The organism is Kitasatospora sp. NEAU-CNBT7, assembly GCF_057220535.1.
On the sequence record NZ_JBXQQB010000011.1, the window covers coordinates 21642 to 39727 of the forward strand.

The window sequence follows — 18086 nt, forward strand, 5'->3', positions numbered from 1 at the left end:
CTCTTTCCTACGAGGGCGGCCTGGGGTGTGGTGGGTGCTGCGGTTCGGGCAGGCGGACATGCGGGTGACCGGCCCGGGGACGGGGGTGCTCCCCCGCTCCCGGGCCGGTCCTCCTACGCGGCCGGTCGGCGTGCGGTCACTTCTGCTCGCTGAGCGCCTTGTTGAGCAGGACGACGTTGACGCCGTCCTGGCCGAGGAAGCCGAGCGAGCGGCCCTCGGTGTACTTCGTGATCAGCTGGTCGAGCGTGTCCGCGGACAGGCCGCGGGCCTTGGCGACCCGGGCGACCTGCTCCTTGGCGTAGGCGACCGAGATGTGCGGGTCGAGGCCGGAGCCGGAGGCGGTGAGCGCGTCCACCGGGACGGTGGCCGGGTCGACGCCGTCGAAGGCGGCGACGGCCGCGCGGCGGTCCTCGACGTTCTTCAGCAGGTCCTCGCTGTTGGGGCCGAGGTTGGAGGCGCCGGAGCTCTTCGGGTCGTAGTTGTAGGCGGACGGCCGGGGCTGGAACCACTGGGGGTCCGGCTGGGCCTGCTCGTCCGCGTCGTCGGGGTTCTTCTTGGGCAGGTTGTAGTTCTGGCCGAGGAGGCTGGAACCGATCTCCTTGCCCTGCGAGCTGACGACCGAGCCGTTGGCCTTGTCGCTGAACGCGACCTGGCTGATGCCGGTGACCAGCAGGGGGTAGGCGATGCCGAGGATGACGGTCATCACGAGCAGCATCCGCAGCGCGGTGAAGTGGGTGCGCACGGAGGTGGGCAGTGGCTTGGGCATGGTTGCTGTTTCCTCCGTCTCAGCTCAGGCCGGGGATGAACTGGATGATCAGGTCGATCGCCTTGATGCCGATGAACGGCACCACGAGACCGCCGAAGCCGTACACCCCGAGGTTGCGCCGGAGCAGCGAACTGGCGTCCGACGGGCGGTACTTGACACCGCGCAGGGCGAGCGGGATCAGACCGATGATGACCAGGGCGTTGAAGATGATCGCCGAGGTGATGGCCGAGGTCGGGCTGTGCAGGCCCATGATGTTGAGGTGGCGCAGGCCCGGGTACACACCGGCGAACATGGCCGGGATGATCGCGAAGTACTTCGCGACGTCGTTGGCGATGGAGAAGGTGGTCAGAGCGCCGCGGGTGATCAGGAGCTGCTTGCCGATCTCGACGATCTCGATCAGCTTGGTGGGGTTGGAGTCCAGGTCCACCATGTTGCCGGCCTCCTTGGCCGCCATGGTGCCGGTGTTCATCGCCACGCCGACGTCGGCCTGGGCGAGCGCCGGGGCGTCGTTGGTGCCGTCGCCGGTCATCGCGACCAGCTTGCCGCCCGCCTGCTCCTTCTTGATGAGGGCCATCTTGTCCTCGGGGGTGGCCTCGGCGAGGAAGTCGTCCACGCCGGCCTCGTCCGCGATCGCCTTGGCGGTCAGCGGGTTGTCACCCGTGATCATGATGGTCCTGATGCCCATCCGGCGCAGCTCGTCGAAGCGCTCCTTCATCCCCTCCTTGACGACGTCCTTGAGGTGGATGACGCCGAGGGCCTTCGGGGCGGCGGTGCCGATCCGGGAGGCGACCACGAGCGGGGTGCCGCCGGCGGCGGAGATGCCGTCGACGAGGGTGGCGATGTCCTGGCCGACCGTGCCGCCGTTCTCGGTGACCCAGTTGGTCACCGAACCGGCCGCGCCCTTGCGCACCGAGTGCACGCCGTCGGCCTCGTCGAGGTCGACGCCGGACATCCGGGTCTGGGCGGTGAACGGGACCCAGGTGGCGTGCGTGAGCTCGCCCTGGGCGCGGGCCCGCAGGCCGTACCCGGTCTTGGCGAGGACCACGATCGAGCGGCCCTCGGGGGTCTCGTCGGCCAGCGAGGAGAGCTGGGCGGCGTCCGCCAGCTCCTCGACGGTGACGCCCGTGGCGGGCTGGAACTCGGCGGCCTGGCGGTTGCCGAGGGTGATGGTGCCGGTCTTGTCGAGCAGCAGGGTGTTGACGTCGCCGGCGGCCTCGACGGCGCGGCCGGACATGGCGAGCACGTTGCGCTGCACCAGGCGGTCCATGCCGGCGATGCCGATCGCGGAGAGCAGGGCCCCGATGGTGGTCGGGATCAGCGCGACGATCAGGGCGACCAGGACGATCATCGACTGCGGGGCGCCGGCGAAGGTCGCCATCGGCTGCAGGGTGACGACCGCGACCAGGAACACGATGGTCAGCGAGGCGAGCAGGATGTTGAGCGCGATCTCGTTCGGCGTCTTCTGCCGGGCGGCGCCCTCGACCAGGGCGATCATGCGGTCGATGAACGACTTGCCGGGCTCCGAGGCGATCTTGACCACGATCCGGTCGGAGAGCACCTTGGTGCCACCGGTGACCGCGCTGCGGTCACCGCCCGACTCGCGGATCACCGGCGCGGACTCGCCGGTGATCGCCGACTCGTCGACGGAGGCGACACCCTCGACGACGTCACCGTCGCCGGGGATGATCTGGCCGGCCTCGACGACCACGTGGTCGCCCAGCTGGAGGGCGGTGCCGGAGACCTCCTCCTCGGCCTGCGAGGCGGGCCAGTTCACCAGGCGGCGGGCCATGGTGTCGGTCTTGGTGCGGCGCAGGGTGTCGGCCTGCGCCTTGCCGCGGCCCTCGGCGACGGCCTCGGCCAGGTTGGCGAAGACCGTGGTGAGCCAGAGCCAGACGGTGATCGCCCAGGCGAACACCGAGGGGTCGGCTATGGCTGAGACGGTGGTGACCACCGAGCCGACCTCGACCACGAACATGACCGGGTTCTTGATCATGACGCGCGGGTCGAGCTTCTTCACCGCGTCGGGAAGGGACTTCACGATCAGCTGGGGATCGAGCAGACCGCCGGACACTCTGTGCGGAGCCTGCTCGTGCTCCACGGGAGCGGGCGGGGTAATGGTGGACGACATCAGTGGAGACCTTCCGCGATCGGCCCGAGGGCCAGGGCCGGGAAGTAGGTGAGGCCGACGACGATCAGGACGACGCCCGACAGCAGGCCCACGAACAGCGGCTTGTGGGTGGGCAGGGTGCCCGGGGTGGCAGGGACGGGCTGCTGCTGCGCGAGCGACCCGGCCAGCGCGAGCACGAACACCATCGGCAGGAAGCGGCCGAGCACCATGCACAGGCCCAGCGCGGTGTCGTACCACGGCGTGTTCACCGTGATACCGGCGAACGCCGAACCGTTGTTGTTGCTGGCGGAGGTGAACGCGTACAGCACCTCGGAGAACCCGTGCGGTCCGGAGTTCAGCATCCCGGCCCGCTCACCGGGCAGCGCCATCGCGACACCGGTGCCGATCAGCACCAGCGCGGGCGTGGTGAGGATGTAGAGGGAGGCGAACTTCATCTCCCGGCCGCCGAGCTTCTTGCCCAGGTACTCCGGGGTGCGGCCGACCATCAGGCCCGCCACGAACACCGCGACGATCGCCAGGATCAGCATGCCGTACAGGCCGGAGCCGGTACCGCCGGGCGCGATCTCGCCGAGCATCATGTTGAAGATCGTCAGGCCGCCGCCGAAGGGCGTGAACGAGTCGTGGAAGGAGTTCACCGCGCCGGTCGAGGTCAGCGTCGTGGACGCCGCGAACAGGCCGGAGGCCGCGATGCCGAACCGCTGCTCCTTGCCCTCCATCGCGCCGCCGGCCGCCTGCAGCGCGGTGCCGGAGTGCTGGGCCTCCGCGAAGGTGATCAGTGCGGCCGAGGCCACCCAGAACAGGCCCATCACGGCGACGATCGCGTAGCCCTGGCGGTTGTCGCCGACCATCTTGCCGAAGGTGCGGGGCAGCGAGAAGGAGATCACCAGCAGCAGGAAGATCTCCAGCCAGTTGGTGAAGCCGGTCGAGTTCTCGAACGGGTGGGCCGAGTTGGCGTTGAAGAAGCCGCCGCCGTTGGTGCCGAGCTCCTTGATGACCTCCTGCGAGGCCACCGGGCCGCCCGGGATCGACTGGGTGTCGCCGCCCAGCGTCACGATGTCGTGGAAGCCGTGGAAGTTCTGGACGACACCGTTCGCGACCAGGACCAGCGCGAAGACGATCGAGATCGGCAGCAGCAGGCGCAGGCAGATCCGGGTGAGGTCCACCCAGAAGTTGCCGACCCGGTCGGTGCGGTTGCGGGTGAAGCCCCGGATCAGGGCGGCCACGATCGCGATGCCGACGGCGGCGGAGACGAAGTTCTGCACCGCCAGGCCCGCCATCTGCACCAGGTGCCCCATCGCGGACTCGCCGCTGTAGGACTGCCAGTTGGTGTTGGTGGTGAAGGAGATCGCGGTGTTCCAGGCCTGGTGCGGCTCCATCTCGGGGACGCCGAGGCTCAGCAGCAGGTGGCCCTGGAGCCGGATCAGGCCGTAGAGGAAGAGGATCGAGACGGCCGAGAAGGCCAGTACCGAGCGCAGGTACACGGGCCAACGCTGATCGGCGTCGCCATCGACGCCGATCACCTTGTAGAGGCCGCGCTCGATTCTGAGGTGCTTGGCGGAGGTGAGGAGCTTGGCGATGTAGTCGCCAAGGGGGCGGTAGCACAGGGCCAGCGCGCCCACCAGGGCGAGGGCCTGCAGCCAGCCCGCGACAGTGGAGCTCATGTCAGAACTTCTCCGGGTAGATCAGCGCGACGACGAGGTAGCCGACCAGGGCGACGGCGACGATGAGACCTGCGATGTTCTCGACGCTCACAGCTTCTCCACCCCCCGGGCCACCGGGGCGATGACGGCGAACACGGCGACCGTGATGCCGACGAAAACGAGATCGAGCATGGACTCCACCAACGTGGTTCAGGACTTGGCCGTGAGACACCCCGAGGGCCCGCACGACGCCGGTGGCAGACCGGCTCAGTCAGCAAACCAGCCGGTCACAGCGTTGGGACCGGCCCTGACGCCCTCCATACGGCTGCATGTGGAACCTTGACGCGGCATTGACGCCCGTCCTACACCTGACGGCTCCGACCTGGCCGGAACGCGCCGCCGGCCCCGGGCAGCGGTGCTGCCCGGGGCCGGCATGGAGGGGGGTCAGACCTTCTCGGTGACGGGCCCGGAGCGGGTCGGCTCACCCCTGCGGACGGCGCCGGGAGCCCGGCGGGCCGGGTGGTCGGCGCGCGGTGCGGAGGCGAGCTGCCACGGCACGCTGATCACCATCACGCCGGGCGTGAACAGCAGCCGGCTCTTCAGCCACAGCGCGGACTGGTTGTGCAGCAGGTGCTCCCACCAGTGGCCGACCACGTACTCCGGGATGAACACGGCGACCGCATCCCGGGGGCTGGTGCGGCGCACCGTGCGGACATAGGAGACCACCGGCTTGGTGATCTCGCGGTACGGCGAGTCCAGCACCTTCAGCGGCACCTGGACGTCGTAGGCGTCCCACTGGGTGCGCAGGTCGGCGGTGGCGTCCTTCTCGACCTCGACGGTGACGGCCTCCAGGGTGTCCGGGCGGAACGCCTCGGCGTAGCCCAGCGCCCGCAGGGTGGGCTTGTGCAGCTTGGAGACCAGCACGATGCCGTGCACCCGCGACGGGCGGGCCGACTCGGCCTGCGGGTCCTCCACCGCCAGCTCCGAGGCGACGGCGTCGTAGTGCCGCCGGATGCCGCGCATCATCAGCCACAGCACGATTGCGGCGACCACCGCCAGCCAGGCGCCCTGGGTGAACTTGGTGGCCAGCACGATCACCAGCACCAGGGCGGTGGTGACCGCGCCGAGCCCGTTGATCACCCGGGAGCGCTGCGCGGCGCCGCGCACCGCGCCGTCGCCCTCGCCGGCCAGCACCCGGTTCCAGTGCTTGACCATGCCGATCTGGGAGAGCGTGAAGGAGGTGAAGACACCGAGGATGTAGAGGTGGATCAGGCTGGTGACATCGGCGTCGTAGAGCCAGAGCAGGCCGCCGGCGACCACGGCGAGCGCGATGATGCCGTTGGAGAAGGCCAGCCGGTCGCCGCGGGTGTGCATCTGCCGGGGCAGGTAGCGGTGCTCGGCCAGGATCGAGGCGAGCAGCGGGAAACCGTTGAAGGCGGTGTTGGCGGCCAGGATCAGCACCAGCGCGGTGGCGGCCTGGACCACGTAGAACAGGATGCTGTCGCTGCCGCCGAAGACCGAGGCCGCGAGCTGGGCGATCACGGTCTGCTGGCTGTACGTGGCGCAGTCCCCGGCGAGGCCGGTCAGCTGGCAGGCGTCGTCGACGTAGTGGACCTTGGCGATCAGGGCGAGCGCGGTGACGCCGACGAACATCACCACCGCGGTGATGCCCATCACCGCCATGGTGGTCGCCGCGTTGCGCGACTTGGGCGCGCGGAACGCGGGCACGCCGTTGGAGATCGCCTCGACGCCGGTCAGCGCCGTGCAGCCGGAGGCGAACGCCCGCAGGCCCAGGATCAGCAGGCCGAGGCCGGCCAGCGTGTCACCGCCGTGCTCGGGGGCGATCCCGAACGCCGCGCTCTCGGCCACGGGGGTGTCGCCGAACACCATCCGGACCAGGCCGGTGGCGATCATCAGCAGCATCGCGCCGATGAACAGGTAGGTGGGGGCCGCGAAGGCGTTGCCCGACTCCCGGACGCCGCGCAGGTTCATCGCCATCAGCAGGGCCACGAACCCGACGGCCATGGCCACCCGGTAGTCGGCCAGGCCGTTGAACGCCGAGATGATGTTGTCCACCCCGGAGGCGACCGACACCGCGACCGTCATCACGTAGTCGACCAGCAGCGAGGCGGCCACCACCAGCCCCGAGTTCGGGCCGAGGTTGCGGGACACCACCTCGTACGAGCCGCCGCCGCTCGGGTAGGCGTGCACCACCTGCCGGTAGGACGCGACGACGACGACCATCAGCGCCACCACGCCCGCCGCGACCCACGGGGTGAGGTAGAGGAACGCGGTGCCGCCGACGGTGAGCACCAGCAGGATCTCCTGGGTGGCGTAGGCCACCGAGGAGAGCGGGTCGGACGCGAAGATCGGCAGGGCCAGCCGCTTCGGGAGCAGGGTCTCGCCCAGCTCCTCGCTGCGCATGGCCCGGCCGATGACGAGGCGCTTCAGCGCCTGGGGCAGATTGAACACACGGGCGAGCGTAGGGCTCCCGCGCGTGGCGGCAAGGCCGCCCGGAACGCCCCCGGCACACCGCCGGCGCTTGACATATCCGCAGGTCAGATGGGTCGACCCGGGCGCGCTACCGGAGCGTATCGGGGGCGTCAAGGGCGCCGTTAAGGGATCGTCAAGATATGCCGATCGGATCGGCGATATCTTATGAAATCGGGCAAATCACCCCGCGTGTGGCGCTACATCCGCAGCCGCAGCCGGCAGACCACCGCGTCGCTGTGCCGCCGCAGCGCCCGGTCGATCACCGCTCCGCGCTGGTTCTGCAGGGCCCGCTGCCACAGCCGGGCCGGCTCCACCTCGGGGATCAGCACGGTGATCCGGTCGTAGGCGTGCTCGGCGGCGAGCTCGTTGACGAAGGCCGCGATCGGCCGGCCGAGCCGCCGGTGGGCGTCGGGGACCTCGACCAGCGGCACACCGGGCCGCCACAGCTCCCAGTCCCGGCGCAGCGCCTCGGCGGCCCTGCGGTCCTCCGGGTCGGGCGCGGTGTGCACCACGGTGACGGCGAGCACCTCGTCGCCGAGCGAGACCGCGGCGCTCAGCGCGTCGCGGGTCAGCCGGGTGATGGCGTGCACCGGGACGACCACCAGCGACCGCTGCCGGGTGACCGGGCCGGGCACCTGGCCGACCTCCAGCCGGGCGCCGATCCGGACGTAGGTGCGGTGGATCAGCTCGAACAGCAGGACCAGCAGCGGCAGCGCCAGGCAGATCCCCCAGGCGCCCTCGGTGAACTTGGTACCGGTGACCACCAGGGTGGCGACGCCGGTGAGCAGCGCGCCGAAGCCGTTCAGCAGGGCCTTGCCCCGCCAGCCCGCGCCGCGTTCCCGGTTCCAGTGCCTGACCATGCCGACCTGGCAGATGGTGAAGCCGACGAAGACCCCGATGGCGAACAGCGGGACCAGGCTGTTGACGTCGCCGCCCGAGCCGACCAGCAGGGCACCCGAGACCACGGCGAGGAAGATCACCCCGTGCCGGTGCACCTGGTGGTCGGCGCGCAGGGCGAAGACGTGCGGCAGGTGGTTGTCCCGGGCGAGCAGCCGCATCAGCACCGGCAGGCCGCCGAACGAGGTGTTGGCGGCCAGTCCGAGCAGGATCACGGTGGCGAACTGGACCAGGTAGAAGCCGAAGCCGTGGCCGAGCGAGGCGTCGGCGAGCTGGGCGAGCACGGTGACGCCCTCGACCGGCTGCAGGTGGAAGCGGCCGATCAGGACGGCCAGGCCGATCAGCATCACGCCGAGCAGCGCGCCGAGGGCGACCTCGGTGTGCTGGGCACGCTTGACCCGCGGTGTGCGGAAGGACGGGACGGCGTTGGCCACCGCCTCGACGCCGGTCAGCGCCGAGCAGCCGGCGGCGAAGGCCTTGAGCAGGAGCAGCGCGCCGACGGTGGTGGCGCTGCCGGCCAGGGCGGAGGCGTGCCCGGCGGCGGCCTCGGTGCTGGCGGGCGCGTCCCGGAACAGGCCGACCACGATGATCGCCAGGATCGAGAGCACGAAGACGGCGGTTGGCGCCATGAACCAGCGGGCCGATTCGGCGATGCCTCGCAGGTTGACGGCGGTGACCAGGGCGAGGACGCCCAGGCAGAGCCAGACCCGGTCGTCGTAGAGGCCCGGCACGGCCGAGGTCAGGGCGGCCACGCCGGCCGTGACGGAGACCGCGACGTTCAGGATGTAGTCGATCACCAGTGAGGCGGCGGCGGTCAGCGCGGCCCGCCGGCCCAGGTGCGCCTTGGCGACCGCGTACGAGCCGCCGCCGTCCGGGAACGCCGCGATCACCTGGCGGTACGAGGCCACCAGCACCGCCAGCAGCACGGCGATGGCGGCGGTGACGGGGAGGGTGAAGCCGAGGCCGTACCCGCCCGCGGCGGCCAGCACCAGGACGATCGACTCGGGACCGTAGGCGACGGAGGCCATCGCGTCGAGCGAGAGCGCCGCGAGGCCGCCCAGCGCGGTCAGCTTGTCGCGCTGCTGCTCGGGGTGCCCGCCGGTATCGGGCGGTTCCTCCCCGTCGACGGCTACGGCCGACTGCTGCGCTTCGGTGGCACCGGACATCGAATGAACCTCCGTGGATCGAATGTGCTCCACGGATGCTGTCCCACGCGGGATGCGGCCGCCATCGTCCCGTACAGGACCTTGACGGCCGCAACCGCTGCCCTGACGCGGTCTTGACGCGCCCGGGTACGCCGCTGCCCCGGGGCGCCGTCGGCCTTGCGGCCGTGAACGGACAGCGCCCCGGGGCAGCGGTTTTCCCGGGCACCCGATGCCGGTGGCACACGGCACCGGGTGGATCATGGAACTACCGGCAGGCCCGGCGGCCGTGGTTGGCCTTCTTCTTGCGGCGGGACCTCTTCTTGCGTGCGCGCTCGGACATGGTGCGGAGGGACTCTCTCTGTGACGGTTTCAGGCCTGGGTGACGAGCTGGTCGGCGAGCTTGACCAGGCGGCGCAGCGAGCGCTCCTCGGTCGCCACGAGAGCGGTCTGGGCGATGTCGCCGCCGTCGTAGTACGCGCCGTTGGTGAGGCGGAAGTCCGGCAGGCAGAGCTTCACGACGGCCGCCGCGCCCTCGGCGGCCGGGGCGCCGACCCGCCCGTACAGCGGCAGCAGGGCGGTGTCGCACAGGCCCGGGTTGACGCTGACGGCGGTGATGCCGGAGCCCTCCGGGGCCATCTCACGGGTGCCCATGGTGAGCGCGAGCTGGGACTGCGCGTAGGCGGCGACCCTGGAGTACTTCTTGACCCGGTTGGGGTCGTTCCAGTTCATCGACGCGGTGCGGTGCAGGGAGGAGGAGACGTTGACGATCCGCGCCCCGCCGGCCGCCGAGAGCGGTGCCCGGAGCAGCTTGGCGAGCAGGTGCGCGGCCAGGAAGTTCACCTGGAGCGAGACCTCGTGGCCGTCCTCCGAGAGGGTGCAGCGCTCGGGCGCCATCACCGCGGCGTTGTTGACCAGCAGGTCCAGCGCCGGGAACGCGGTGGTGACGGTGCCGGCGAGCACGGCGACATCCGCGAAGCGGGTGAAGTCGGCTGCGAGCATGACGAGTCGGTCGCGGGAGGCGCCGGCGTCGACCAGCCGGTCCAGGGCGCGCTCGCCCTCGTCGGCGGTACGGGCGTGCACGATGACCGTGGCGCCGTGGGCGGCGAGCAGCCGGGCGGTGTCCCAGCCGATGCCGGAGGAGGCTCCGGTGACCAGGGCGGTGCATGAGGAGAGGACTGCGGACATGACCCATCCAAGGGTTGCGAGGCCCCCCGGACGCCGGGCGCGGGTGTGCGCCGCCGGGGGCCGGGAGTGCGGGAGGTGTACTGCGACTGAACTCGTCGGGCGCGCGCCGGAGGCGGTGGCCCGACGGAGACGGCGCGGGCGGGCATCGGTGGCCCGCCCGCGCTGCGGCCGGGTCGGCTGCGGGGAGGCAGGGCTACCGGACGGCGGGGATGAGCGCGACAACAGCCAGCGCCCGCGGATGCGGCGGGCGGTCGTGGTGGCGTGTCGAGCGGTTCATGACGTTCATTCAAGTGAACCCGTCCGGGGCGGGCAAGGCCGGCCCGCCTGCTCTGACGCATCCTTGATGCGCTGTCAGCCCTTCGGGTTCGGCACCCGGCCCGGCACGGCCAGCACCGCTGTGCGGACCCGGTGCCGAGGCCAGGCGGCGGGCAGCGAGGCGGTCAGCGCGGCGGCGGCGAACAGGCCGAAGCGGGCGGCCTCGGCGCCGGTGCCGGCCCACTCCAGCGTCGCGAAGCGGTGGACGACGAAGCCGTTGAAGAACAGCCAGCCCGCCCCCGCGATCAGCGGCGCCGCCACCGGGCGGGAGACCGCACCGAGGACGGCGCACACGGCGGCGAAGGCACCCAGCGCGAAGGCGGTGGGGTGTCTCTCGCCGACCACGGACAGGGCGAGCGTCAACAGGGCGCAGGCGACCAGTGCGACGGCCCCCGACATGCTGACCGCCAGGCGGTCCACCACGGGCCGGAAGGTGGACCGGCCCGGGCGGGCGTAGTAGATCCTCATGACCGTCATGTCCGTTCCTCGTTCGGTCGGCTGGGACCAGCCAAGCCCCCGGCTACGCAGGCGCCACCCTCCGTTGACGCTTCCCTGACGGCCGGGACCGGGATTCCGACGCGTCCCTGACGGCGCGGCGCGGCGGCGGCCCGCCGGGTCACAGGCCGGGGACGAACTGGACCAGCAGGTCGATGGCCTTGATGCCGAGGAAGGGCAGCACCAGCCCGCCGAGTCCGTAGATCCGCAGGTTGCGTCCCAGCAGCTGGGAGGCGGAGGAAGGCCGGTAGCGCACGCCGCGCAGGGCGAGCGGGATCAGCGCGACGATGATCAGCGCGTTGAAGATGATCGCCGAGGTGATCGCGGAGGTCGGGCTGTGCAGGTCCATGACGATCGCGGACACCGTGGTGAGGGCGGAACCGACCTCGACCACGAACATCACCGGGTTCCTGACCATCATCCGGGGGTGCAGCTTGCGCAGCGCCTCGGGGAAGGACGTGACCAGCTGCTTCGGGTCGAACAGCCCGCTCGCCGCCCGGTGGCGGCGGGCCGGGGGCGACGGCGGGGCAGGGCGGGTGGACTGGTCCCTCTCGGGAGCCGGAGCAAGCATGCTGCGAACCTTCTGCGGGCGGCCGGTGGCGGGACGGGCAGGTCGGCCCCAGCCAACTGGGCGGCGCAGCGCCGGATCTCGCTCCTGACATTCTTCTGACGGTCCGCCAGACGACATTGACGTGGTCTTGGCGGGGGCCGCGCCGCCCGTCCGCGACAGGCCGGCCCCGTCAGGGCGGCAGCAGAATCACCGGCGGCCCGCCGGGTGGCGGACGAGCCGCCGGGAGCCCGGTCGCCCGGCGTCAGTCCAGGTACCCCATGGACATCCGGCAGTGGCCTCCGGGCGCGCGGCGCTCGTCTTCCTGTTCGGTCTCCGGGTCGTCGGTGCCTGCGGGCTGCGGCACGGAGAACACGGGCAGGCGCAGCAGGTCGCGCGGCCGCGCCGCCGCCGTCCTGCGCCCCGGCGTCGGGAAGGTGCCGGACGAGCCGTTGACCTCGACGGTGTCATGCGTGCCGATGCTCATGGTCATTCGCTTCCTTCAGAACGCGCTCTCGCACTCCGGGCCGCACGGTGCGGCCAGGGCCCTGGTCCAGGGCTACCCGGCAGTATCTGCCGCTTCCAGTGGAGTCCCGATCCTCCCCCGCCGCAACGGGCATTGACGTGCGGGCTACGCCGTTTCCCCGCTCCTTGACAGCTCCTTGACACGGCGTCCCTCCGGGAGCCGCCAGCGTCGGACGGGTCCCCCGGGCCGGTGTCAACACAGTGTCAGAACCGCGGTCACCGGAGTCAGGGAAGCGTCAGGACGGCGCCGGGCGCCGAGGCTTGGCCATAGCGTCCGCCGGGTGCCCGGTCCGCCCGGTCCGGGTCCGGCCACTCCGCCGAGGGCACCGCACCGTCTTCCCTGGAGCGACTCGATGAACCGGCCACGCCGCACCGAGGACCCGGAGCCATCCGGACCCGTCCCGGCCGGATGCCTGCCCCTCCCCGTCCCGCCGGACCCGGTGCGCCGACCCGCAGCGGCCGGGCCCGGCCCCTCGCACCCCTGGCTCGCCCTCTGCGAGCCCGCTGCGAGCCACTCCCGTTCCGCCCGGCCCAGAGCCCGCCTCGGCGGCCGTCCGGAGCGCGACAAGGCCGCCACCGCAGCAGCCCGCCCCATCGGTGCACGGGCGGCGGCGGCACCGCCGCCCCGGTTTCGAGGAGAACCCGAGATTGAGCGTTGACACCCTCGTCGGCCTGCTGGTCGCGTCGGCCCTGGTGGGCTACCTGGTCCTGGCCGTCATGTACCCGAGGAAGTTCTGAGGCGCTGCGCTGGCGGGCCGCCGCGCCGGTCAGGTCAGTCACGGGCAATCGGCGCGACGACAGGGACCCGCCCCTGGAGGCCTTGCGGCCGGGGGCGGGTCCCTGTGTCGATGTGGACGATGGAGGACGTCGGTGTCACGCTGCCAGGGACGTCACCCGCGGCTGCTCGCTCACCACGGCCTGCAGGGCCGGCGCCTCGGACGGCGGGACGGCGGTGACCGTGCAGGCGGCGCGTGCCACGCAGTGCCGGCCGACCGACGCGTGCAGGAGCCGCCGCAGCCCGCCCCGGCGGCCGGTGCCGACCACCAGCAGGTCGTCGGGCCGGTCGGCGGTCTCCACGAGCGCCGGCCCGGCCTCGCCCCGGATCACCACCGGTTCGATCCGCAGGTGCGCCGGGTAGCCGCCGAGGGCCTGCGCGAAGGCGGCGTCGAGCCGGTCGGCGGCGGCCCGCTCCCACAGCTTCGACAGCGGCGGGCAGGGCCGGGTCCGGTAGGCGGCCTCGCCGCCGGGCGGGGTCCAGGCGATCACCGGGACCAGGACGGCGTCACGGCGCTCGGCCTCCGCCACCGCACGGCGCAGGGCCGCCGCGTTGCCCAGCGATCCGCTGACTCCGACGATGACGCGCGTGTCCTCGGCCATGATGTTTCGCTTCCCTCGGTCTTCACTGCAGGCCACCAGACCTGCGATTCGTTGGCTCAGGCTTCGGATTTCCGATGGACCTATTGATCAGTCCGGCCCGTTCCCTCGGATCCAGTAGACCCCCACGGTCGGCGAACGTCATCGTCCTTAACGCCCCGGCTACGCGGCACCGGGCGTCCTTGACGCCCTCTTGACGCTCTCACCCCGCGTGGGTGCCCGGCAGAATCGCGGACGCTGCCCGACGGACCCTGAGCGGCCGCCACAACCGTGCTGATCACCGCGACAGGGATGGCGCTGTAGCCCTTGCCTCGGACCACCAGGCGTTGTTCCGCGACGGGTCGCTACAGCGGGAAAGAGGCCCGGTGCTTGCCCTACAAGGACGAGGTGACTGCGTCGGCCCGGGAACCGGCAGTGCACTCCTGTCCGGCGCGCGACCCGCACCACGGCTTCGTCCAGGGTCAGTGCCGCTTCGCCCCCCTTCGGCAGGTCCGCGCGGGTCAGCTCGGTTCCGCACTGCCTGGCCGCTCAGCCCCCGGACTGTCCGGGGATCTCCTGGTCGTCGTGGCCGAACAGCTCGGCGATGTTGTTCCACATGAAGCCGTCCCGCCAAGCCGGCCTTCCACCGGCCCAGCCGAGCAAGGCCCCGAGCACCTTCTCCTGGGAGACCGTCAGAGTCTGGTAGTGCAGCCCTGGCACCCCGTCCCGGAATTCGAGTTGGAAGGTGTTGTTCTCGCGCAGCAGGACCTGGATGTACCAGCTGCCGGCCTCCTCCTCGTCCACCCGCTCCAGGATCAGGTGAGCGTTCCCGCGTCGCAGGTTGGCCAGCATGGTCCCGATAGCAGGCTCGGACGGGCGTTTCACCACATGGCCCGCTCGTTGGTCGCAATCAGCATGGACGGATCCTCCAGTAAGGCTCTGACAACGCTCAGCTGCTAGGGGGGACGCCTCTCGTCCGAGCAGGGTGGAGGTGGCGGTCGAGGGCGACGACCGCCGTGACCGAACCGCGCCGGGACGTCGGCCAAGGAGGCAGGAGCCCGAGCTCCGGGACGACCCGGGCAGGCAGGGCCGGCCGTGATCGACCGCGTGCGCTTTGGCACCGCGCGCATCAAGCACCCGTCAAGGACGGCGCCCGGCGCGTAGTGCGTACGTCAAGGGCCGCTGCCCGGGCAGGCCGGCAGGCGTCCAATGAACCTGTGGGTCGACGGAATCCCGCCGGCCGGAGAGCGGAAGAGGGAGCGGACCGTCATGGTCGAGGGCATTCGGGTCGTCGTCGGGGTCAACGGCTCGCTGAGCAGTCTCGCCGCCGTGTACCGGGCGGTGGAGGAGGCGGGCCGCCGCGATGCGGTGCTCGTGCCGGTGATCGCCTGGTCGGAGACTGAGCGGGACCGCCTGCGGCCGCTCTCGGAGCTGGAGCACGCGGCACGAAAGCGGCTGGACACCGTGTTCGAGCAGGCGTTCGGCAGCTACCCCGGCGACGTCGTCATCCGTCCGCTGGTGGTCCGCGCCGAGCCCGGCCGGGCGCTGGTGGCGGCCGCCGACCGCCCGACCGACCTGCTGGTGCTCGGCAGCGGCCACCGCGGCCGCGTCCAGCACGCCCTGCGCGGCTCGGTGACCCGCTACTGTCGCGCCCACGCGGTCTGCGACGTACTGGTGGTCTCCCCCTCCGAGCTGCTGGAGAGCATGGAGCTCACAGCACGCAGCGGCGCCCCGCTGCCCTTCCTCGCCGGGCGCAGCCGCGCTCCAAGGCACTCCACCGTGTCCGCCTGAGCGGTGTCCCCTCCCCCGCGTCACACCGCCAGCAGGAACAGCACCAGCGCGCCGAGCAGCATCGCGGCGCCGAGAGCGGCGAACGTGAGGTCCAGCCAGGCGCGTTCGCGTCCCCGGACCACGACCTGCCGGGGGTCGGCCGGGTCGTAGCTGATCCACACCTGCCCGCCGTCCGTCAGCGGCTGCGACCGGGCCGCCGGTACCGGCGAGAACACCTCCATGACGGTCTCGTCCGCCGTCACGAACTGCAGCAGCGGCCGCGCCGATCCGGCGAGGTCCCCGGCCTGCGGCGAGCGGTACCTGACCAGAGCCTGCACCGGGATGCCGACCCGGCGCAGCCGTCGGGTGTCCCGCAGGCCCACCGCTCCCGCGAGGTAGGCGGTCAGACCGCCGATCGCGGCGAACACGGCCAGCGGCGCCAGCAGGGCCACGTCCATCGCGGACCCCTCCCCGGTCGGACGGTCGTAAGGTCGGAAGGTCGGACAGCCGGGACGGTCGGACGGTGCGGGTCACCGCCCCCGCCCCCAGTCTGCACCTGCGCACGGCCCGGCGTCAGCGCCGCGCGGCCCTCAGGTCGGCGGGCACCGGGACGCCCGCTCAGCCGACGTGCACCCGGGGGCGGCGGGTGCGGTCGGGCTCGGCCTCCCGCAGGACCTCCCGGGTGACCGGGGCGACCTCGCCCTGGCCGAACAGGAAGAAGCGCAGGAACTGCGCGAACGGGTTGCCCTCGGTCCACTCGAAGTAGATGTGCGGCTGCTGCCCGGTCGCGTCCCGGGCGTGCAGCAGCAGCGCGGCGAGCGCGTTCGGGATGCTGGAGTGCTCGAGGGTGAGGACCCGGTAGCGGTCGTGCAGCACCTCGCCGTGGACCTTCAGCTCGGCCTCGAAGTCGGACGGGTCGCGGACGGTGACCTCGACGAAGACCAGGTCGTCCTCGGGCGGGATGTCGTTGTCGGTCCGGATCTGCTGGAGCTTCTCCCGGTACTCGGTGAGGTCGCGGCGGTCCGGCTGGTTGGCGATCAGCCGCAGGGTCCGGTTCGAGCAGTCCCGGACGAACCGCTCGGCGACCCGGTCGAGGACCACGTCGGTGACCCGGAGTTCGAAGGCGCGGGCCAGCCGGGAGGCCAGCGAGATCAGCACGATGGCGGCGATGAAGCAGGCGCCGATCTTCACGCCGTCGGGCCGCTCGGCGATGTTGTCGCCGGTGGTGTAGACGAAGACCGCCGCGATGATCGCGAAGCCGATGGTCCAGCCGCGCTGGCCCGCCTTGTGCGCGGCGATGGTGACGGCGATGGCGGCCGAGGTGATCAGCACCAGGACGCCGGTGGCGTACGCGCCGCCCTGGGCGTCGACGCTGGCGTCGAAGATCCAGGTGATCAGGAAGGCGACCCCGGTGAGCACCAGGACCATCGGGCGCACGGCCCGCGCCCAGTGCGGCGCCATGCCGTAGCGCGGGAGGTAGCGGGGCAGCAGGTTGAGCAGGCCGGCCATCGCGGAGGCGCCGGCGAACCAGAGGATGGCGATGGTGGAGAGGTCGTAGACGGTGCCGAAGGCGCCGCCGAGGTACTCGTGGGCGAGGTACGCCAGCGCCCGGCCGTTGGCCGCGCCGCCCGGTTCGAACGCGGCGGGCGGGATCAGCAGCGTGGTGATGAAGCTGCTGGTGATCAGGAAGACGCTCATGATCACGGCGGCGGTGGTGAGCAGCTTGCGGGCGCCGCGGATCCGCCCGGTGGGCTGCTCCTCGGTGTCGCCCTCCTCGCCCTCGATGTGCGGCATCACGGCGACACCGGTCTCGAAGCCCGACAGGCCGAGGGCGAGCTTCGGGAAGACCAGCAGCGCCACCCCGATCATGGCCAGCACGTTGCCGTGCTCGGCGGTCAGCGCGTCGGTCCAGTCCGTGACCAGCCCCGGGTCGGACAGGACGTGCCAGAGCCCGGTGGCGACCACCACCACGTTCAGTGCGAGGTAGACCGCGACCAGGACCACGGCCACTCCGATCGCCTCGCTGAAGCCCTTGAGGAAGACCGCGCCGAGCAGGGCCACCAGGATCAGCGTGATCAGCACCTGACGGCCGTGCAGGGCGCTGCTCAGGTGCGGGTTCTCGACCAGGTGCGCGGTGGCGTCGGCGGCGGACAGGGTGATGGTGATCACGAAGTCGGTGGCGGCGAAGCCGAGCAGCGCCAGCACGAACAGCTTCCCCTGCCAGAACGACAGCAGCCGCTCCAGCATGGCGATCGAGCCCTGCCCGTGCGGGCTCTCCTGGGCGACCCGCCGGTAGACCGGCAGCGCCCCGCAGAGCGTGACCAGCACCAGCACGATGGTGGCCAGCGGCGAGACCAGGCCGGCCGCCAGCGCGGCGATGCCCGGCTGGTAGCCCAGGGTGGAGAAGTAGTCCAGGCCGGTCAGGCACATCACCCGCCACCAGCGCTGCCCGTGCTCCGTCGGAGCGTCGGCGTGCGGGCCCGGGTGCTGCTTGACCCGGTCCGACGTGCCTTCCAGCAGCCACGCCCGGAACCGCTGCCGCGCCGACGGCGCGGAAACGCCGGCACCCGAAGCTGAGCTCACCACCCTGCACTCCCGTCGACGGCCGCAGGCGGCCCGGGCGGCCGGGCGAGCGGCGACGTCAGGCTATGCGAGCCGTCCGCGCCGTCCGGGCAGGACACGGGCGGGTACGGGGAAGTGGACCCGTTCCGCCGCTCGGCGCGGCGTGGGGAGTACGTCAAGGACATCCGCCCGTCCGCCCGCTCCCGGCGAGTCGCGCGGCCCCGACCGTTAGGGTGGGGCACTTCCTCCGGTCGCCCGATCTGCA

At 71.8% G+C, this 18086-nt stretch carries 16 protein-coding genes and 1 pseudogene; 2 read left to right on the forward strand and 15 right to left on the reverse strand.

Features of this window, described 5'->3' with window-relative positions; translation table 11 throughout:
• Positions 1 to 136 precede the first annotated feature (136 nt).
• From kdpC to AC2TEW_RS16760, 11 genes and pseudogenes are all read right to left on the reverse strand, one after another.
• Entirely contained in the window at positions 137 to 766 is a 630-nt protein-coding gene (kdpC, locus tag AC2TEW_RS16710) for a K(+)-transporting ATPase subunit C (protein WP_484624137.1), read from the reverse strand.
• Positions 767 to 785: 19 nt separating this feature from the next.
• The gene (gene kdpB, locus AC2TEW_RS16715; RefSeq protein WP_484624138.1) at positions 786 to 2894 is read right to left on the reverse strand and encodes a potassium-transporting ATPase subunit KdpB; all 2109 of its coding nucleotides are present in this window, start codon (positions 2892 to 2894) and stop codon (positions 786 to 788) included.
• On the reverse strand, positions 2894 to 4555 hold the full coding sequence (kdpA, locus tag AC2TEW_RS16720) for a potassium-transporting ATPase subunit KdpA (protein ID WP_484624139.1): 1662 nt from the start codon (positions 4553 to 4555) through the stop codon (positions 2894 to 2896). Before kdpA ends, kdpB begins: the two co-directional genes overlap by 1 nt.
• A gap of 1 nt (position 4556) precedes the next feature.
• Positions 4557 to 4646, reverse strand: a complete 90-nt coding sequence (kdpF, locus tag AC2TEW_RS16725) for a K(+)-transporting ATPase subunit F (RefSeq protein WP_033822604.1) — start codon at positions 4644 to 4646, stop codon at positions 4557 to 4559.
• A gap of 332 nt (positions 4647 to 4978) precedes the next feature.
• Positions 4979 to 7006, reverse strand: a complete 2028-nt coding sequence (locus AC2TEW_RS16730) for an APC family permease (RefSeq protein ID WP_484624140.1) — start codon at positions 7004 to 7006, stop codon at positions 4979 to 4981.
• A gap of 218 nt (positions 7007 to 7224) precedes the next feature.
• Positions 7225 to 9090 (reverse strand): APC family permease, encoded by a 1866-nt coding sequence (locus AC2TEW_RS16735; protein WP_484624141.1) that lies wholly within the window; start codon positions 9088 to 9090, stop codon positions 7225 to 7227.
• Positions 9091 to 9334: 244 nt separating this feature from the next.
• Positions 9335 to 9409: a 50S ribosomal protein bL37 gene (locus AC2TEW_RS16740; protein ID WP_484624293.1), complete on the reverse strand. Its 75-nt coding sequence runs from the start codon at positions 9407 to 9409 to the stop codon at positions 9335 to 9337.
• Between the two features lie 29 nt (positions 9410 to 9438).
• On the reverse strand, positions 9439 to 10254 hold the full coding sequence (locus AC2TEW_RS16745; RefSeq protein ID WP_484624142.1) for an SDR family NAD(P)-dependent oxidoreductase: 816 nt from the start codon (positions 10252 to 10254) through the stop codon (positions 9439 to 9441).
• A gap of 351 nt (positions 10255 to 10605) precedes the next feature.
• Positions 10606 to 11046, reverse strand: a complete 441-nt coding sequence (locus tag AC2TEW_RS16750) for a hypothetical protein (RefSeq protein ID WP_484624143.1) — start codon at positions 11044 to 11046, stop codon at positions 10606 to 10608.
• A gap of 139 nt (positions 11047 to 11185) precedes the next feature.
• Positions 11186 to 11416 (reverse strand): annotated as a pseudogene (locus AC2TEW_RS16755) (potassium-transporting ATPase subunit B); the annotation flags it as partial.
• 460 nt (positions 11417 to 11876) lie between these two features.
• Positions 11877 to 12104, reverse strand: coding sequence for a hypothetical protein (locus AC2TEW_RS16760; protein WP_484624144.1), 228 nt, complete (start codon positions 12102 to 12104; stop codon positions 11877 to 11879).
• Positions 12105 to 12784: 680 nt separating this feature from the next.
• Between AC2TEW_RS16760 and AC2TEW_RS16765 the strand changes: the two genes are divergently transcribed.
• Entirely contained in the window at positions 12785 to 12874 is a 90-nt protein-coding gene (locus AC2TEW_RS16765; protein ID WP_484624145.1) for a K(+)-transporting ATPase subunit F, read from the forward strand.
• A gap of 135 nt (positions 12875 to 13009) precedes the next feature.
• On the opposite strand, the gene AC2TEW_RS16770 is transcribed toward AC2TEW_RS16765, so the two are convergent.
• Both AC2TEW_RS16770 and AC2TEW_RS16775 read right to left on the reverse strand, forming a co-directional pair.
• Positions 13010 to 13513 (reverse strand): universal stress protein, encoded by a 504-nt coding sequence (locus tag AC2TEW_RS16770; protein ID WP_484624146.1) that lies wholly within the window; start codon positions 13511 to 13513, stop codon positions 13010 to 13012.
• 525 nt (positions 13514 to 14038) lie between these two features.
• Positions 14039 to 14341 (reverse strand): hypothetical protein, encoded by a 303-nt coding sequence (locus AC2TEW_RS16775; RefSeq protein WP_484624147.1) that lies wholly within the window; start codon positions 14339 to 14341, stop codon positions 14039 to 14041.
• 417 nt (positions 14342 to 14758) lie between these two features.
• On the opposite strand from AC2TEW_RS16775, the gene AC2TEW_RS16780 reads away from it, so the two are divergent.
• The gene (locus tag AC2TEW_RS16780) at positions 14759 to 15280 is read left to right on the forward strand and encodes a universal stress protein (protein ID WP_484624148.1); all 522 of its coding nucleotides are present in this window, start codon (positions 14759 to 14761) and stop codon (positions 15278 to 15280) included.
• 20 nt (positions 15281 to 15300) lie between these two features.
• Here AC2TEW_RS16780 and AC2TEW_RS16785 read toward each other — a convergent pair whose 3' ends face one another.
• Positions 15301 to 15717: a DUF3592 domain-containing protein gene (locus AC2TEW_RS16785; protein ID WP_484624149.1), complete on the reverse strand. Its 417-nt coding sequence runs from the start codon at positions 15715 to 15717 to the stop codon at positions 15301 to 15303.
• A gap of 160 nt (positions 15718 to 15877) precedes the next feature.
• Positions 15878 to 17845 (reverse strand): APC family permease, encoded by a 1968-nt coding sequence (locus AC2TEW_RS16790; RefSeq protein WP_484624150.1) that lies wholly within the window; start codon positions 17843 to 17845, stop codon positions 15878 to 15880.
• Positions 17846 to 18086 lie beyond the last annotated feature (241 nt).

Coding starts and splice junctions, on each gene's coding strand:
- AC2TEW_RS16785 (WP_484624149.1), bottom strand. CDS start 15,717: ATGGACGTGGCCCTGCTGGCGCCGCTGGCCGTGTTCGCCGCGATCGGC.
- AC2TEW_RS16760 (WP_484624144.1), bottom strand. CDS start 12,104: ATGACCATGAGCATCGGCACGCATGACACCGTCGAGGTCAACGGCTCG.
- AC2TEW_RS16770 (WP_484624146.1), bottom strand. CDS start 13,513: ATGGCCGAGGACACGCGCGTCATCGTCGGAGTCAGCGGATCGCTGGGC.
- kdpB (WP_484624138.1), bottom strand. CDS start 2,894: ATGTCGTCCACCATTACCCCGCCCGCTCCCGTGGAGCACGAGCAGGCT.
- AC2TEW_RS16745 (WP_484624142.1), bottom strand. CDS start 10,254: ATGTCCGCAGTCCTCTCCTCATGCACCGCCCTGGTCACCGGAGCCTCC.
- kdpA (WP_484624139.1), bottom strand. CDS start 4,555: ATGAGCTCCACTGTCGCGGGCTGGCTGCAGGCCCTCGCCCTGGTGGGC.
- AC2TEW_RS16735 (WP_484624141.1), bottom strand. CDS start 9,090: ATGTCCGGTGCCACCGAAGCGCAGCAGTCGGCCGTAGCCGTCGACGGG.
- AC2TEW_RS16775 (WP_484624147.1), bottom strand. CDS start 14,341: ATGCTGGCCAACCTGCGACGCGGGAACGCTCACCTGATCCTGGAGCGG.
- AC2TEW_RS16750 (WP_484624143.1), bottom strand. CDS start 11,046: ATGACGGTCATGAGGATCTACTACGCCCGCCCGGGCCGGTCCACCTTC.
- kdpC (WP_484624137.1), bottom strand. CDS start 766: ATGCCCAAGCCACTGCCCACCTCCGTGCGCACCCACTTCACCGCGCTG.
- AC2TEW_RS16780 (WP_484624148.1), top strand. CDS start 14,759: ATGGTCGAGGGCATTCGGGTCGTCGTCGGGGTCAACGGCTCGCTGAGC.